The 18996-nt window shown below is 51.4% G+C and carries 3 protein-coding genes; 1 reads left to right on the forward strand and 2 read right to left on the reverse strand.

Annotation, left to right across the window (positions count from 1 at the left end; genetic code table 11):
* Window positions 1–48: 48 nt before the first annotated feature.
* Window positions 49–15147 carry a non-ribosomal peptide synthetase gene (locus CLV36_RS10700; RefSeq protein WP_146130632.1) on the reverse strand — a complete coding sequence of 5033 codons (15099 nt, stop codon included), beginning with the start codon at window positions 15145–15147 and terminating at the stop codon, window positions 49–51.
* Between the two features lie 1380 nt (window positions 15148–16527).
* Between CLV36_RS10700 and CLV36_RS10705 the strand changes: the two genes are divergently transcribed.
* A complete protein-coding gene (locus CLV36_RS10705) occupies window positions 16528–17796 on the forward strand; it encodes an MFS transporter (RefSeq protein ID WP_181352986.1) in 1269 nt (422 codons plus the stop codon).
* 176 nt (window positions 17797–17972) lie between these two features.
* Here CLV36_RS10705 and CLV36_RS10710 read toward each other — a convergent pair whose 3' ends face one another.
* Window positions 17973–18977: an NAD(P)/FAD-dependent oxidoreductase gene (locus CLV36_RS10710; protein ID WP_102992765.1), complete on the reverse strand. Its 1005-nt coding sequence runs from the start codon at window positions 18975–18977 to the stop codon at window positions 17973–17975.
* Window positions 18978–18996: the final 19 nt, after the last annotated feature.

An 18996-nucleotide genomic window follows, 5' to 3' on the forward strand; every position in this document is an offset into this window, starting at 1 on the left:
GCCACTGATTGCGCCACCCCCGTTTCCTTCCCATACAAACGTCATGTCTTACAGATCCTCCAGAAGTTCAGCAATGCTGTCCAGTTCGTCGTAAGTTAAATCATCTGAACTGAAATCACTTGGCGTGTAATTGGGCTCTTGCTGCGACAGGCAGTGATCAACCAAGTCAATCAGGTATTGCCGGTAGCGCTCGCCAAGGGCCTCCATGGTTTCCTTCCGGTGAAGGTGAGTGTGGTAAGTGAGATGAATCTCCAATTGGCCTTTCACAATCAATTCATTCACTTCCAACAGGTAACGGTTTGGCATCGAAGCCCCTACCGCTTGTCCCGTCGGCAAGTCGCTGATCACCACTTCCCCTTCCTCTTCATCGGAATCAAATTGTCCCAAATAGTTGAACAGGATGTCGGGTGACAGGGAAAAAGCTAGGTCTTGCTTGTGCTCCGGCGCCGTCAGATGTTGTAGGATACCATAGCCGACACCTTTGTTGGGGATTTTGCGCAAGTGCTCTTTCACCTGTTTGATCGACTCTGCCAAGTCGCCCCCGCTTACATCTACCACTACGGGATAAATCGAAGTAAACCAACCCACGGTGCGGGTCAAATCGATATCCTCGATGATCTCTTCACGCCCATGCCCTTCCAAATAAACCGCGAAACGTTCTTCTCCTGTCCAATCTTTGAGCGCCAAGCCCAAAGCGGCCAGCAACAGGTCGTTGATCTCGGTCCGGTATGCTTGATGGGCATCTGTCAAAAGCTGTTTGGTCACCGACTCAGGCAATCGCACGACGACTGTGTCCTGATCCCCGTACACCTGGGTTGCGTCTTGCGCACCTTCCCGTGGCAACGGCGCGACTTGTTGGCTCTCCAGCTCCTGCCAATACGGAATCTCCTTCAACAGCGCTTTGCTATTGGCATACTCACGCAACATCCGGCTCCACGCCTGGTAAGAATGGGTTTTATCCGGGAACTTGATCGGTTGATTCGTGAGCGCTTGGCGATACCCCGCCTCCAAATCCTCGACCAAGATCCGCCAAGACACCCCATCCACAATCAAGTGGTGAATGACGATCAACAGATGGTCAGCTTCTGGTGCCTTGAACAATCCCAATCGAATCAACGGACCTGCCTCGATATTTAGGCTGGCGTGCAAGCGGTCGGCTTCTCGCTCGATGCGGGCGGCCACATCCGGCTCCCCGGCCAGGTCAAACAGTTCCAGCGTAAACGCGTCCGCTTCCGGCTCGCGTCCAGTTTGCACCCATTGTCCGTCCGTTTGGGTGAACACATGGCGCAAAGCGTCGTGGTGTTCCACGATTTTGGCGAACACGGTCCGCACCATTTCCTCATCCCAACCACCGCGACGGGTCAACAGCATCGCCTGGTTGAAATGATGCGGTGCCTCCGCATGCAAAGTGAGGAAATCTCGTTGGATCGGAGTAAGCGGTACTTCGCCCGTGACCGGCCCTTGGTCGATGACCAACTGATTCCGTTCGATGAACGGCGCCAGTGCCGAAATTGTCTCATACTGGAAGATGTCTTTGATGTTCAGGCGCAGTTGGTGTTGTGCCAGACGAGCTGCGATTTGAATCGCTTTGATGGAATCTCCGCCCAATTCAAAGAAGTTGTCATGAATCCCGATCCGCCCGATCTGCAAAACTTGCTGCCACACCTCGGCCAGCAGGGCTTCCACTTCATTGGTGGGCGCCGCATATTCCGCTCCGCTCACGACGTATTCGGTCGGTTCGGGTAGCGCTTTGCGATCCAGCTTACCATTGGCGTTGAGCGGCAGTTCGGGCAGTTCCACAAAGTAGGCCGGAATCATATAGTCAGGCAACCCTTGGCCCATATGCTTGCGCAATTCGGCCACATCCCAGTCCGCCTCGCTAACCAGGTAGGCGCACAGGTAAGCTTGTCCTTGCGCATCGTGGCGGGCGATCACCGCACCATCTTTCACAGCGGGGTGCTTCATCAATTGACCGGTCACTTCATCCAACTCAATGCGGTAACCCCGGATCTTCACTTGATGGTCCATGCGGCCCAAATACTCGATGTTCCCATCGGACATCCACCGCGCCAAATCTCCCGTCTTGTACATCAACTCTCCGGGGAGATAGGGGTTGGGAACAAATTTCTCCCGGGTCAGGTCTTCCCGGTTGAGGTATCCGCGGGCCAGACAGGTTCCGGACAGACAGAGCTCACCTGGCACACCGATTGGTTGCAGTCGGTTGCGCTCATCCAGCACCAGCAATTGGACATTGGCGATGGGTTTACCAATCGGTATCACATCTGGATCATGGTCTGTCGGGCAATCATAGTACGAGACGTCTACCGTCGCTTCGGTCGGCCCGTACAGATTGTACAACCGGGTTCCATTCACACGATACATCGTGTCCCGGAAACGGGCAGCATGGTTGGGCAACAGCGCTTCCCCACTGGTAAACACCCGCCGCAAGCTGGACAAGCGAGGCAAGTTGGATTCATGAAGGTGTTCCAAGAACAGATGGAACATGGACGGCACAAAGTGCATGGTGGTGATGCCGTAACGCTCTATCGTGTTGATCATAAGCTCCGGCGCTTTCTCACCGCCCGGCTCCAACAGGTGCACGCGAGCACCGACGAAGAACCACAAGAACAACTCCCACACCGACACGTCAAACACGATCGGCGTTTTTTGCAAGATGACATCTTCCGGGCCAAACTCATATTGGCGCGCCATCCATTCGATCCGGTTATACGCCGTGTAATGCTCGATCATGACCCCTTTGGGCTTCCCAGTAGACCCCGAGGTGTAAATCACATATGCCAAATCTCTCACTGTAGCAGTGGCTGGCAAATTGTCGGCTTCCCCTTGCTCCAACGCGATTTCGTCCAGATAGAGTACTTCTGCGTCGAAAGAACCAGCCAAGCCGCGGAACTTGCTCAGTGACAAAATCAAGCGCGCTTCACTGTTGTCGAGCATGTAGGCGATCCGTTCTTCTGGGAATTCAGGCGAAATCGGCATATACGCCGCACCGGCTTTGAGAATCCCCAAGATGCCGATCATCATTTCCAGTGAACGCTCTGCCAGCAATCCGACAATTTGGTTGGGACCAACGCCTTTGGCGCGCAGCATCCGAGCCAAGTGGTTTGCACGGGCGTTCACTTCGGCGTACGTCCATTTCCCGTCGCCAAACTCAATCGCAATCCGGTCGGGTGTCCGTGCCACTTGTTCCTCAAACAAGGTTGGCAACGGTTTGGCCGGCGGATATTCCACCCGCGTGTTATTAAACACGTGCAAGATCTGTTGCGTTTCCGCCTCGGTGATCAACGCCATGTCATCCAGCGTGCTATCCGGACGGCTAACCACTTGTTGCAAAAGGTGGATGAAGTGAGAAACCATCCGTTCCGCTGTTTCCTTTTTAAACAGGCTGGTGGCGTAAGACAGGGCGAATCGCAAGCGGTCATCGTCCTCATAAACCGTCCAAGTCAAGTCGAATTGCGCGGCTACTTTCTCCTGCAAAGCATAATGACTCAGTTTCAGTCCGGGGACTTCCGCCGACAGGGCGTCATCTCCCTCATAGTTGAACATGGTGTCAAACAGCGGGTTGCGGCTCATGTCCCGACGCAACTGCAACTTGTCGATCAGATCTTCCAGCGGATAATCTGCATGGTCAAAGCATTGGAGCGTCCGCTCTTTCACCGCTTGCAAGAATTGGGTGAAGCTTTGTTGCGGCTGTGGATGGTTACGCAAGACCAATGTATTGACAAACAGCCCGAAGATGGATTGCACATCCGGATGGTTCCGGCCGGCAATGGCGCTACCGACGACAATGTCATCCTGTCCGCTGTACTTGGACAACAACACGTTGTATGCCGCCAACAACGTCATATACATGGTTGCGCCGTTTTCCATGGCTACGCGTTTCAGCCCCGCGGTCAAATCTTCATCCAACTCAAAGCGGATCAGATCCCCGTCAAATTGCTTCACCGGCGGCCGAACAAAGTCCGTCGGCAAGGACAGGGTTGGCAATTCCCCTTTAAACGCGTCCAACCAAAACGCTTCTTGCTTTTGGTATGTTTCCGACGCGGCAAAAGATTTTTGCCATACAGCGTAATCCTTGTACTGAAATTTGAGCTCAGGCAGCGATTTGCCTTGAAGCAATTGCGCCAACTCATCAAACAGGATGCCTACAGACAAACCATCGGTGATGATATGGTGCATATCGACGATAAACAGGTGCTTGGTTTCAGTGAGGCGAGCCAGTGCCACTCTGGCCAGAGGCGCCTGATGCAACTCAAACGGCTGCACAAACTCGCCGATGAAGGCATCTACCTTCGCTTCCTCCACTTCCATCAGTTCGATATCGCAAGTGACGGATGGGTGGATTTGTTGCACCAATTCCCCATCGGACAAGTGGAAAGAGGTGCGCAATGGCTCATGCCGCTCCACAAGTTGATTCCACGCCGCACGCAAGCGCTCGGGGTCCAGCTCTCCTTCGATCATGAGGGTGGCGGTCAAGTTGTAACCCGTGCCAGCATTGCCCAAACTGTCAATGGCAAACATTCTTCTTTGGCTTGAGGTAACCGGATAAGCTTCCCGCTCTCCTGCCGGCACAATCGCCTCATAAGTGCCCTTGTCCGCATCACGCAAGTATTGAGCCAACTCTTTCAGCGTGGTGCTGGTGAAGATTACATTGAGCGGAATCTCAATGTTCAACACCTTGTGCACTTGCGACACCAAACTCATCGCCAGCAGCGAGTGTCCTCCCAGCTCGAAGAAGTTGTCATTCATCCCGACGCGTTCCAGCCCCATCAGTTGTTGGCAGATTTCCGCCAATTTGTGTTCCAATTCATCAGCAGGTGGGACATACTCGCGCTGGGTTTTGGATTGCGAATCGGGTTTCGGCAAAGCTTTTCGGTCCACTTTGCCATTGGCGTTGAGCGGCAGGGCGTCCATCTCTACAAACTGGGTCGGAACCATATAATTGGGTAACTGTGCCGCCAATTGTTCCCGAACCTGCGCCACTGTCATCCCTTCCGCCAAGACCGTATACGCGCACAGGTACGCATATCCCTGATGGTCAAGATAAGGCACGACCGTTGCTTCCCGCACACCGTCCAATTGCAGGAGGCGCTCAACCACTTCTCCCAATTCCACGCGATGTCCACGAATCTTCACTTGATCGTCGATCCGGCCAAGGTACTCGATTTCTCCATTGGGCAACCAACGAGCCAAATCGCCGGTCTTATACATTTTCTCCTCAGGGTTAAACGGATTGGGCACAAACTTCTCAGCCGTCAGATCTTCTCGACCCCAGTAACCTCGTGCCAAACCAACCCCACCGACGCACAACTCTCCTGGTACGCCAATCGGTTGCAGTTGGTTGTGCCGGTTTAGGATGTATACCTTTTTGTTGGGGAATGGCGTGCCAATCGTCGGTTTGTCGTCTTCCGCGCGACAATATCCCAACGTAGCGTCCACCGTCACTTCCGTCGGTCCGTAGGCATTGATGAAGGTTCGACCTTGGCCCCAGCGTTTCACCAGATCGCTGGTAACAGCTTCCCCACCTGTCAAAATCGTCCGCAAATCCGGCAATTCCGCATATGGGAACGTTTGTAACGCCGATGGCGACAGTCCCAAGAAGTTGATTTTCTCCTCTTTCAGCCACTGTACAAACCGGTCGGGTACCAGCTGCTCTTTACGAACCAGATAAAGTGTCGCTCCGGTCAGCAAGGCTGGGAAAATCTCAGATACGGAAGCGTCAAAACTGATGGAAGCGAATTGCAACACCCGGCTTCCCTCAGTGATTTGATACAGGTCAGCCATCGCACTGAGATTGCACACCCCGAGATGCTCAATCATGACGCCTTTGGGTTTGCCAGTGGAACCGGAGGTGTAGATCATATAAGCCAAATCCGTCGGCTGGTTGATCTGCTCCAACTCCGAAGCATCCCTCTCGTACCAGCTGGGCTCATCCAATCGGATCACTTCGCCCGCAAATTCAGCCGGAACCTGAATGTGGCTGTGGGTTAACAACAACCGGGCTTGGCTGTCTTGCAACATAAAGGCGATCCGTTCTTGCGGATAATCGGGATCGATCGGGACATAAGCCCCGCCCGCCTTTAACACCGCCAAAAGGCCGACGATCATGTCAGGTGTGCGTTCTGTCATCATCCCCACAAATTGGTCGCGTGTAACCCCCTTGTCACGTAGCGCTCTTGCCAATTGATTGGATCTCTGATGCAGCTCACGGTAAGTCAAGCTGACATCTTCAAAGACAACCGCCGGGTGATCTGGGGTCCGAGCCACCTGTTCCGCAAACAGCTCATGCAACGTTTTGTCCTGCGGATAAGGGCGTTCCGTGCGGTTGAACGCGGTCAAAAGTTGCGTCCGCTCCGCCTCAGATACGATTTCAATCTCCGCCAACTTCATCTCAGGAGCCGTAACCACCTGTTCCATGACCGTTTGCAAATGGGTGAACAGCTGTTCGATCTTGTCTTGCGAATACAATGCTTGGTCATATTGCACTTTTAGATGCAGTTGCTCACCGGGATAGATGGTCACGCTTAATTCAAAGTTCTCCTGCTCAAACACATCCAACCCCGTAATGGTAAACCCGAGCTCGTCCGCCCGCTTGCTAAACAGGTCTTGATCCAATGGATAGTTCTCAAACACCAAGATGTGGTTAAACAACGCTCCAGACAAATCGGTACCAGCTTGGATTTCCGCCAATGATTTATAACCGTACCGTTCAGACGTCAACGCATTTTCCTGCATCTTAGCCAGCAGGTCAGTAAAAGAGGTGTCTCTCTGCCCTTGCACCCGTACCGGGATGGTGTTGATGAACAAGCCGACCATTTTTTCCACATCGGGGATCTCTGTCGGCCGTCCAGAGATAACCGCTCCGAACACGACATCATCGGTATCGTTGTAGCGTTGCAACAACACGCCCCAGATTGCTTGGAACATCGTGTTCAACGTAACGCGTTGCCGTGCCGCCGTACGTGTAAGCCGCTCTGTTAGCTCCTTGTCCAAACGGAAGTCCAGCTCGGCTTTGGGCTCGCTTCCTCGACGCCCGTCCAGCGTATCTTGCGGTATCGAGACAGCTTGTTCGTATCCGTGCAGATACTCTTTCCAATAAGCGGTCGCTTGTTGGTCATCCTGACGTTCTAACCAGCGAATATATTCACTGTAGGGGGCGGCGCTTTCTGTTTGCTGCGCGTCGATGTAGAAGTTCAGCCAATCTTCCACAATTAATCCGAAGCACCAACCATCCATCAGGATGTGATGGGAACTGAACACCAATTGATAATGGCGTTCACCCGTTTGGAACAAAGCGAAACGGATCATCACATCACGTGTCAGATCAAATCCTTTCAACCGATCTTGCCGCTTGAACGCTTCCATGTGCGCGGTTTGTTCCGCCGGAGCCAGATGACGAATGTCCTCATATCTAAACGTCGCCTCTTTGTGTTTCAACACGACTTGGATCGGCTTTTTGACTTTGTCGTAGATGAACACCGTCCGGAACACATCATATTTTTGAATGAGCGAATCCAAACTTTTCTTCAACCGCTCGGGATCGAGAACGCCTTCCATGCGGAAAGTGATCTGGTCAAAATACGCCTCGCTCTCTTTGTCCTTCAAAGCGTGGAACAAGATGCCTTCTTGCATGGGCGACAGATGATACAAATCTTGAATCTCTGCCTCGGCCACGATGTTGCGTACGAGCTCCAAATCTTCCAACGGACAGGAGCCGATGCTGAAATCACTTGGCGTCCGCAGTGATTCTGGCTGCGCCAGACAATGTTCCACCAACGCATGCAAGCTTCGTTTCACTTCGTCCATCAACTGGTGGATCGTTTGCTCAGTGAACGCAGTGCGATCATAACTGCATTCCAGCGTAAGTTGCCCTTCGGCGACCCAGCCGTTGATCTCAATGGCCACATCGACTGGCGTCTCCGGACTGAACCATTCCCCGGTCGGCATCGATGATGGGTCCAACCCGCCTTGGTCAAATTGACCGAGATAGTTGAAGCTGATTTCCGGCTTGCAACTGAAAGACAAGTCGGAGGTCATTTCGGCCGGAGTCAAGTACCGCAATACCCCGTAGCCCACTCCTTTGTTAGGCACTTGGCGCAGGGTTTCTTTCACTGTCGGCACGATCCGCCCCATCTCATCTGCAGCCATGTCCAACACCACGGGATACAGGGACGTGAACCAACCCACTGTCCGGGTCAAGTCGATCTCCTTAAACAGCTCTTCGCGACCATGCCCTTCCAAATACAGAGCCACTTTGTCTTGCCCAGTCCACTTTTTCAGGGCCATGCTCAAACCGGCGATCAGCAAATCATTTGCTTCTGTGTGATAAGCCCGATGCGCTTGCGTGAGCAAAGCCGCCGTTTCCGTGTCTGACAAGTGAACGCGCACCGCGTCGCGATCCTTCATATAGATTTCCGTCGCTGGCTCGCGGTCTTTTGGCAACGCCTGTACTTGTGCCGTTTCTACCCGCTTCCAGTGTGGAATCTCCGCCATCAGTTGCGGGCTGACAGCATATTCGCGCAACTTCCGCGCCCATGCTTGGAAAGAACTTGTTTTCAGCGGCAAAGATGCGTCCGCTTGCTCATACAGAGTCGTGAAGTCTTCTAGTAAGATGCGCCAAGATACACCGTCTACCACCAGATGGTGAATCACCAGCAGCAGATAATCTCCGTCAGCAGTGTGGAACAGCCCCACTTTAACCAACGGCCCTTGCTCCAAGTCGATAGACTGTTGCAGACGGTTGGCTTCCTGTTCAATCGCCGCGCGTACGTCCGCCACACCTGTGAAGTCATACTCGCTCAGTGTGAAGCCGTCTGCTTCCAAGCCTTGATTCGTCAGCACCAAGCCATCGTCCGTAAACGCCGCAGTCATGCGCAGTGCATCATGGTGGGCCACGAGTCGAGTCAGCGTGGACTTCACTCGCTCGCTGTCCCATCCTTCCGGCTGGTGAAGCATCATCGCTTGATTGTAGTGATGCGACGCTTGGCTGTTCAGTTCAGCAAACCATTGCTGAATTGGAGTTGGTGGCACATTGCCGGTCACAACACCTTGTTCCGCCGCTGTTTCCGCCTTGCTGGTGATGCGCGGCGCCAGCTCCCGAATGGTAGGATGGCGGAACAATCCTTTCATCTCCAACTGCCACTTTTGTTGGTGCAATCGAGCTGCAATCTGGATCGCCTTGATTGAATCGCCACCCAATTCGAAGAAGTTGTCTTCGATCCCGATGCGCTCGACGCCCAGCACTTCTTCCCAAATCTGGGCGAGAAGTGTTTCCATCGGCGTTTGCGGTGCGACATACTCCGCGCTGGTCTGCACCCGTCCCTCCGGTTCAGGCAACGCTTTTTTGTCCACTTTACCGTTGGGGGTCAGCGGGATTTTGTCCATCTCCACAAAGTAAGACGGAATCATGTAATGCGGCAGGATGGCGCTTAAGTCATCACGCAAGGTTTTGACCGAACCAGGTGTTTTCCAGACGATATACGCACAGAGGTACGCACCGCTTCCTTTGTCGTTTCTGGCCAACACCACGGCTTCTTCCACCTGCTCCATTTCCAACAGCATGGTCTCGATCTCACCGATTTCAATGCGGTGCCCACGGATCTTCACCTGATCGTCGATCCGTCCCAAGTATTCGATCTCCCCTGTCGGCAACCACCGCACCAAGTCTCCGGTTTTGTACATCCGCTCGCCCGGACGGAACGGATTGGGTACAAACTTCTCCGCGGTCAAGTCGGGCCGGTTCCAATACCCGCGCGCCAACCCTTCCCCACCGATGCACAATTCGCCCGGCACACCGATCGGTTGCAATTGTCCTTCTGGGCTTAAGACATACGCTTTCTTATTGCGGATCGGCGTCCCAATCGTGATCGTTTCAGCCTCCGGAGAGCACACACCGATCGTCGCATCTACCGTCCCTTCCGTCGGGCCGTAAGCGTTCAGGAACGTGCGACCCTGTCCCCAGACTTTCACCAAATCCGGTGAGCACGCTTCTCCCCCCGTACTGATGGTAGTCAAATCGGGCAAATCCAGATACGGCAGCGTACGCAACACGGACGGCGGGATAAACGGCATCGAGGTGATGCGCTGTTCTTTCAACCATTGCACAAATCCGGTTCCATCCAACAATTGTTCTTTCTTGATCAGATAGAGCGCGCCACCATTGAGCAAGGTGTGGAAAATATCGCCCACCGCCGCGTCAAAACTGATCGAGGAGAACTGCAACACCCGACTTCCCGGGCCGATGCCGTACGTTTCAGCCATCAGTTGCAAGTTGGCCACGCCCCGGTGTTCGATCATGACTCCTTTCGGCTTCCCGGTAGAACCCGAGGTATAAATCATGTATGCCAGATGGTCAGGGGTGTTGACTATGGGAAGTGGCGTCCCTTCTTCCTCTCGCCATTCGCTCTCTTCGATGCGGATCGTCTCACCTGTAAACTCTGCTGGCACATCCACTCCCTGCTGGGTGATAAGCCACTTGGCTTGGCTGTCTTCCAGCATGTAACGAATCCGTTCCTGAGGATACTCAGGATCGATTGGGAGATAAGCTGCCCCCGCTTTCAGCACCCCCAACAGTGCGATGATCATCTCTGGAGACCGCTCCAGCAAAATGCCTACAAATTGTTCCGGTTGTACACCTTTCTTCCGCAGCGCCCGGGCCAAGCGGTTTGCTTGCTCATCCAACTCCCGGTATGTCAGCTGGATTTCGCCAAACACCAACGCCGGTTCGTCCGGTGTCCGCGCCACCTGCGCCTCAAAGAGTTCTGGCAAGGTTTGGTCATGCGGATACTCCGCTTCAGTGCGGTTAAATACTTCTAACACCTGCTGCTTCTCCTGTTCGGTGATCAGGCTGATCTCCCGCACAGAAATCTCCGGATTGGCCGTCACTTGGCGCAACACCTGCTCCACATGGCCGATCATGCGCTCCACCGTTTCCCGCTTAAACAGCGCGGTGTTGTATTCCACCTGAAACTGGAGTCGCTCTTCCTCTGTCACCACCAAGGCCAAATCAAACTGCACCTTTTTAGCCTGAATCGGATACGGGCGGAAAGTGAGCCCTGGGATTTGGATCATGGACAAGTCCATGTTTTGCAACACAAACATGGTGTCAAACAACGGGTTGCGGCTCAGATCACGTTGTAAACCCAATTTGCCGACCAGCTCATCAAACGGATAATCCTGCCGCTCATATGCTTCCAGCATCTGCGCTTGCAATCTCTTCAGGAAGCTGGTGAAACGCTCTTCACTTGGTACATGAGCTCTTAGCGGCAAGGTGTTAACAAACATCCCGAAGATCGGTTCCAGCTCGCTTTGGGTGCGGCCGGCGATCGGCGAACCGACAATAATATCATCCTGCCCCGAATACTTGGACAAGAGCACATAATAGGAAGCGAGCAAGGTGATGAACAAGGTGCTCTTCTGCTCTTTGGCCAATTGTTTAACCTGTGCTTCCACCTCTTCAGGCAGATAAAAGGTCTTCACTTCCCCATCAAACTGTTGCATCGACGGGCGCGGATAATCGGTCGGCAATTCCAGCACCGGCACTTCCCCGGCAAACTGCTCCAGCCAGTACTGCTCTTTCTCTTCGTTCGCTGCATCCCGGCTTTGCTCCCATACCGCGTAATCCTTGTATTGAATCGGTAGTTCCGGCAACGATTGTTTCTGATAGAGCGCCCCCAGTTCGCGATACAAAATGCTGTGCGAAATCCCATCTGAGATGATGTGGTGCATATCGAGCACCAACACGTGCCGCTCATCGGACAGGCTGAACACACCCGCTCTAAACAACGGTGCCTGGCTCAAATCAAACGGCTGGATCATTCCTTGCACCAGCGACTCCAACTCAGCCTCATCCGACACGGTGACGTGTTTCATCTCCACTTCCAGGCGGGGATGAATCTGTTGCACCAACTCTCCGTCCACAAACGTAAAGGAGGTGCGCAGCGCTTCATGCCGAGCGACAAAGGCGTTAAGCGCATCCGTCAGGGCCTTAACATCCAACCGACCTTCCACTTCCAACAAGATCGGTGTGTTGTACGCCGTTCCCACGTTCTCCCATTGTTGCAACGCATACAGCCGTTTTTGCGCCGCCGACACAGGATAATAATCTTGCTCACCAGCGCGTTGGATCATGGTAACATGTGATTGATTAGCTCCAGCGATATACGAAGCCATCTCTTTGATCGTCGGATAATCAAACGCATCTTGGAAAGACATTTCTACACCGAATTGATCACGAATTCGCGCAATCAACTGCATTGCTTTCAGTGAATGACCGCCCGATTCAAAGAAGTGGTCGGTGATGCCAATCCGCTTGATGCCCAAGATGTCTTCCCAAATGGCCGCCAACTTGCGTTCCGTTTCGTTGGTGGGAGCGGACAGCTCTTCTGTCGGCTCGCTGTCAAGCAATCGGGGATCAGGCAACGCCCGTTTATCCACTTTGCCATTGGCCGTCAGCGGCAAGGCGTTTAGTTCCACCAAATACGTGGGCACCATATATTCCGGCAAGGTTGTCGCCAAATGCCGGCGGATATCCGCCATCTCGCATGGCTCGTCCAAAACGACATAGCCACTTAAGAAAGAATGACCATCCTCATCCTTGCCCGCGGTTACGATCGTTTGTTGCACAGCCGGATGTTCGAGCAATTTCAGTTCAATCTCTGTCAACTCGATCCGGTGTCCCCGGATTTTCACTTGGCCGTCCATGCGGCCCAAAAATTCCAGATTGCCATCCGGCAGCCAACGAACCAAGTCCCCTGTGCGATACATCGTTTCACCCGGTGCAAACGGATCGTCTACAAACACTTGTGCCGTCTGTTCTGGACGGTTCAAATAACCAGCACCTACTCCGTCACCACTGATGCAAAGCTCTCCGGCAACACCGATCGGTTGTAGCTGATTGTGTCTGTTCAACACATAGACGCGGGAATGATTGATCGGTTTACCGATCGGAATGCCCTTTTGCGCGCTCCAAGCTTTAATCGGATACATCGTGGTGAAGACCGATGTTTCTGTTGGGCCGTAAGCATTCATCAACTGCCCATCGCCCAAAACGGCATATGCCTTCTCCACGTGTTTGAGTGATGCTTTCTCCCCGCCAAAGATAATTTTGCGAAGCCCAGCGAGTGCGTGTGGGTCCCAATCCACCAACGTGTTGAGCAAAGCGGTCGTCATAAAGCTGACAGTGATTTCTTCCTCTTTGATCAATTGGGTCAACTGCTTGAGATCCATGAGCACCTCTTCGGGTACAAGCACCAACTTGGCACCGTGCAACAGCGCGCCAAACATATCGAACACAGAAGCGTCAAAAGCAAAATTGGATAATTGCAATATCGTGTCATCTTCTGTGATCTCAATGTAACCACAGTTAATCATCGTGCGCGTCAAGTTGTAATGTCTAATCAGTACCCCTTTCGGCTTGCCCGTCGATCCCGAAGTGTAAATCACATAGGTCAAATCATCGCTGGTGTTGACATCTTCCACATTGCTGTCGTCTTCCCCGATCCAGGTATCCCTCATCAAGGGGCAAATCTCACCCTCGTAGGCAAACTCTGGCATGGCTTGCGGCTGTTTGAGCAACAGCGACATTTGGCAATCTTCGGCCATGTATCGGATGCGCTCTTCTGGATAGTCGGGGGAGAGAGGAACATAAACGGCGCCCGCTTTGATAATTCCAAGCACCCCGATGACCATTTCTGGCGAGCGCTTGGCCATCAGCCCCACTTTGTCGCCCCGCTTCACCCCGCGCGCACGCAACACCCGCGCCAGCTGGTTAGCTTGTCGGTTCAACTCATTGTAAGTGACCGTTTGGTTTTTATATTTCAATGCAATTCGCTCTGGATGTCGTTCAACTTGCTCTTCAAATAACGCTTGCACCGTTTTGTGCTTGGGATAACTCACTGGGTCTGGGTTAAAGCCCGAGAGCATGATATGTTTTTCCTCTTCGGTGCAGAGGTCGATTTCACTCACCAGCACATGCGGATTCCGGATGACTGCTTCGATGATCCGCTCCACATGCCCCGCCATGTTTTGAACAAATGTCTGGGGATAGCTCGCTGAATCATAAATGAAATCAATGCTTAATCCATCTTCAGCTTTCGTCGCCACCACTTTGAGCTTAAATGAAGCTTGCTCCGACCGTTCGGCACCGATCAGGGTCAAATCGTCTTGCACACCCCGGAGTTGCTCCGCTTCGAGATCGCAGACGAAGAAGTGATCAAACGATTCGACAGCCAATCCCGTCCAATCCGCAAGCTGAGCCAGATGCATTCCACCGTGTTCCCGCCCTTTAGCCAAGTCACGGTGCAAATCAGCCACGACGGCCGCAAAAGATGGATTGTCTCCGTGAACTCGAACTGGTGTCGCGTCAACACACAGACCGATCGTCTGACGCACATCCCGAGCCAACGGGAAACGCTCCGGTTTCATGGACAAATATGACACATCATCCGCGTTCCCATACTTTTGCAACAAAACGCCCCAGACCCCGTGCAACATGGTGGGCAATGGCACATCCAATTTGGCAGCGACCTTAGACAATCTGTCAGTTTGTTCACTGTCCAGATGCAAAGTCACAGAGGGAGACGTCAAACCGCCCTCTTCCAAATCGACAGGTATGGTGGGGAAAAACGGTTTGTGTTCATAGTCGGCAAACCGTTCGCTCCAGTATGCTTTCGCCTCTTCCAGCGACTGCTCCATCCGCTGTTCATGAAACGCGGACAGGTGCTTCGGTTCCCGGCCCAACCGTTGTTGGTGGTAGGCGCTAAACGCTTTACGGATCAACAGGTTCAACATTTTTCCGTCAATCGCTTGCAGATCATATCGGAAAATGAGCCAACTGATCCCACCGTCATCCTGAACGACAATCACCTGTAGGGAAACAGAATCAGTCGCCTCCCCCTCACCGCGCCGATGCGCTTGGATGATTGACGCTTTTTGCTCCGCCGACTGTCCGCGCAAGTCATCTTCGCTAAAGGTTAGCGGACGCCCATCGACGGAATGTTCATTATATAATGCATCAAGTAAGTATTTGAATAATTCCGCATCCACCTCGCCTTGCACTTGCATGACCAAGTCGCAATCATACACCTGATCCTTTGACAAAACCTCTTTGTTTTGCGTAAAAGGCGACACTTTTTCCACCCCTTAACTTTTTATCCTCTCTGTGGTACCTACAGCCGCGCCAATAGATGCGGCGATCAGATTGGATTCTTCTTAAAGGCATTCCAATGCATCATCATGTCTATGTAGTGGTGCATCACCTCCAACACATGATCTTCGTAACAACTGGCAGTGTCTCGCGCACATACATGGTTAGGAACAACCATCCTCCCCACCGCCAAAAAGCATCGTCAAACAGGTTGCAATCCTTCCGGTTGAGAACGTATCAATCGCTCACCCCCGATCAGAGCAAACCTGCACCATGCACATTTATATGCCTTTTACGAATAAATCCAATCTTCCGTATTCTAATTTCCTATTAAAACACTAAAAACAAATGCCGCTCTAAGTTCGATGAGCGCCCAACCATATGTACCATTCAATCTTTTCGTAGCCCCCCAAGCTCAGACTCGGCAAAGAAAAGTTGGCCTGGGATACGATCTTCCTATTTACCAATATTAAATCAGGCTGACAGTGATCATCAAAAATAGAAAACCATTTCTTTCAACATTTCCGTTCCTCATCCCACCTTTCCCATACCAAACAAAAACAATTATTCCCTAATTCCACGTTTTTGGGTATGCCTGTAAGTCCAGTGAAATAGGAAACCATCACCTCTGCTAAGCAGCTGAGACGTTATGAGCATAAATTCATGCAGTTATGTTATAAATTACATATACAATCTTTACTACATTCGATACCATTAATTTAAATATATAAATTTCCATTCGTCAACAACTTACCAGACAATTAATAAGAAATATTGTTTTTTTACATATAAATTTCTTCTCGAACTACACTTCTTTAAAAAATCTAGTCATACCAGACTCAACAGCTATTATATGCCACCATCCCATCCTTAATAAACCATAAAATTTATGAATGACCAATGTTCATTTATTAAAAAATGCAAGGGAACAACTATGAAGTGGACGCACAATTTATTAAAAAAGGAGATTTTTGTTGTTTTTTAAATTGTTATTATATATGATATTTGGTGTGAAGCGGTATTTTTTAAATAAACGGATTCTATATAGACTATGTATATTATCACTCTCATCTAGTAGATAAACATATTCCGCCACAAGCGTGTTGATCTGCCTGAAGTGGATTTTGCCTATCGCTTGACTGGGAACATGTATTGATACATCACGATGGTTTTCTACTCCTATTCAACGAAGGGATGCCCGAGGAAAAGAAACGGTGCGGACAGGACGAGATTCACCCCTCTTCTCCCACAAGGACTATTTGGCTTTTCAACACGCCCGATTCCGCTGGAAAATCTTGCGTTTCACATTTTGGCGGATTTTGGTCATGTGGCTCAACTTCTTTTGTAAAAGTGAGGTCTAAATGATGAATGAATCCTTATCGAAAGAAATGAGTGTCACACAAGAGAAACCGTCACCCACTCCTCTTTTAAAAAATCGTTCTTTTTTGATGTTGATCATTTCCATTATCTTTAGTAGCTTGGCCACTTCCACCTATCTGATGATTGAAACTTGGTATGTTTCCAAACATTTGCAAATGCCTTCGATGATTGGTTACGTGTTGATGGCAACAGCGATCCCGCGCTTGTTGCTGATGAGTGTGGGGGGCGTGGTGGCCGACCGCTTCAGACGGTCCCTTATCATGTTTTACTCTGATTTCTTTAGGTTTGTGCTATTGTTGGCCATGACATTTCTATTTCTTTCTGATCAATTGACCTTCACCATCTTGATCATTTTCGCCCTGTTGTTCGGAGTTTTGGAATCATTCTACTGGCCCGCGGCCTCCTCCATCATTCCGACCATCGTTCCCGATTCGCAATTGGGCGCGGCCAACAGCTACAACTTCACTATCCAGCAAGTCGGCGTGCTCGTCGGCCCTGTCATCGCCGGGATGTCCCTCACTTGGGGCTCATATGATTGGTCTTTTGGCCTCATCAGCGTCATGCTGTTGCTCGGGTCCGTGTTCTTGCTGGGCGTCCGCGACCAACCACTGCAATCGGAGCCTGACGAAGTATCAGAGGAAAAACAGTCGATGCTAGCAGAAATCAAGGAAGGGTTCCTTTACATAAAAGAGGATCGGTTCAAGTTTTCCATTCTGCTCACAAACGCCATTTCTGTCTTTTTCTTGGTCGGTCCCTTGTCTATCGCTATTCCCACGTTTGTGACGGAAACACTAAACGGAACCGCGATGGATTTCACCTACCTTGAAATTTCTTTGACCGCCGGGTCCTTGATCGGCGCAATCGTCATCGGCATGATCAATATCACTAAACAACGGGCCATGTGGTCCTATATCTTTATGCTCTTCTTCTGCTTCAGCATGATGGGGCTTGGTTTTGCCAAAGAACTGATTCCGGCCATTATCGCCCTGCTATTCACGGGGATCTTTTCCTCTTTTGCCAACACAACCATGGTCACCGCATTGCAATCGATCATTGACATGGACAAAATGGGTAGAGTAATGAGCTTGTTCACCATGGCTTCAACCGGATTGGTTCCTATCTCCCAGGGCTTCATCCCGATGATATTGAACAAGGGTGTCTCGCTGTCCCATTTGCTGATCGCCGGTAGTTCCATCACTTGCGTTTTTCTGATCAGTGTGTTGCTATTGGTCAAAACGATCCGTTCTCAATAATCCTTCGCTCGAAGCGATTTCGACACAACAACAAAAGGGCAAAGTTGGAAGATACACCCAACTCGCCCTTTTTTCCATTCTCATCTTTTATATCCTGCCACTTTACCCATAGCCAATTAGCCCGTTTCCCACGCTTGCTTTTCATGCGTAGGAGTCGGTTAGCCAATTAGGTATCATCAGGCATCGACAAACTTATCGTGATGGGTGGAATATAAATCAGCCAATGGGGATTCCGGTTGCAAATGTTTCTTTGCGCTGTTCACAGCGACCGGCCCTTCTGTGAAACCTCCCGTGATGAGCTTCAATTTGTTGGGATAGGTCACTGCGTCCCCGGCCGCAAAAATACCTGGAATATTCGTTTCCATCGCATTGTTCACTACAAAATGCCCGTCTTTCATCTCCAGTCCCCAATCGTTGATTCCGCCCAAATCTCCTCTGATTCCGTGATTCACGATCAATTCATCAATCTCCAGCTCGCGCGTTTCTCCTGTTTCCAAGTGTTCAATCGTCACTTTTTGAATGTGATCAGACTCCCCATGCAATGCTTTCAGAGCATATGGGGTCAACGTGACTGCCGCTTCGCTCATATGGGTGACATGCTGTTCATGGCCCCGGAATTCATCTCTGCGGTGAATAACCGTCACCTTTTTGGCGATCGGCAACAATTCATTAGCCCAATCCACCGCCGCGTTTCCGCCTCCCGAAATGAGAACGTGCTTCCCTTTAAACTTGTCCAATTCGCCCACCGAATAGTGCAAATTGCCGCTTTCATAACGTTCCGCGCCTTCTATGTCCAGTTTGATCGGTTCAAAAATGCCGTGACCCACTGTCAGGATAATGGTTCGTGTATGGTGGATGTCTCCTTGGGTGCTGGTCAATAGAAAGGTTCCGTCTTCCAACCGTTCCAGTCCGGAAATGCGCTGTCCGCAAATGATTGTCGGTGCAAAAGTTTGCGCCTGCTCCTTGAGTCGCTCGACGAGGTCAGCACCAGTGATTGCCGGGATGCCGCCGATATCTCTGATGGTTTTCTCTGGAAAAAACATGGAGACTTTGCCGCCGAGTTCCGGCCCGGATTCAATCAATTTGGTTTTCATTTCTCGCATGCCGCTGTAAAATGCGCTAAACAGCCCTACCGGCCCTCCCCCTATGATCGTGACATCGTACAGGCCATCTTTTTTCATGTGCCTCTCCTCCAGCTGA

Origin of the sequence: Laceyella sediminis (assembly GCF_003003125.1) — a bacterium.
Lineage (GTDB): Bacteria > Bacillota > Bacilli > Thermoactinomycetales > Thermoactinomycetaceae > Laceyella > Laceyella tengchongensis.

Coding starts and splice junctions, on each gene's coding strand:
- CLV36_RS10705 (WP_181352986.1), top strand. CDS start 16,528: ATGAATGAATCCTTATCGAAAGAAATGAGTGTCACACAAGAGAAACCG.
- CLV36_RS10710 (WP_102992765.1), bottom strand. CDS start 18,977: ATGAAAAAAGATGGCCTGTACGATGTCACGATCATAGGGGGAGGGCCG.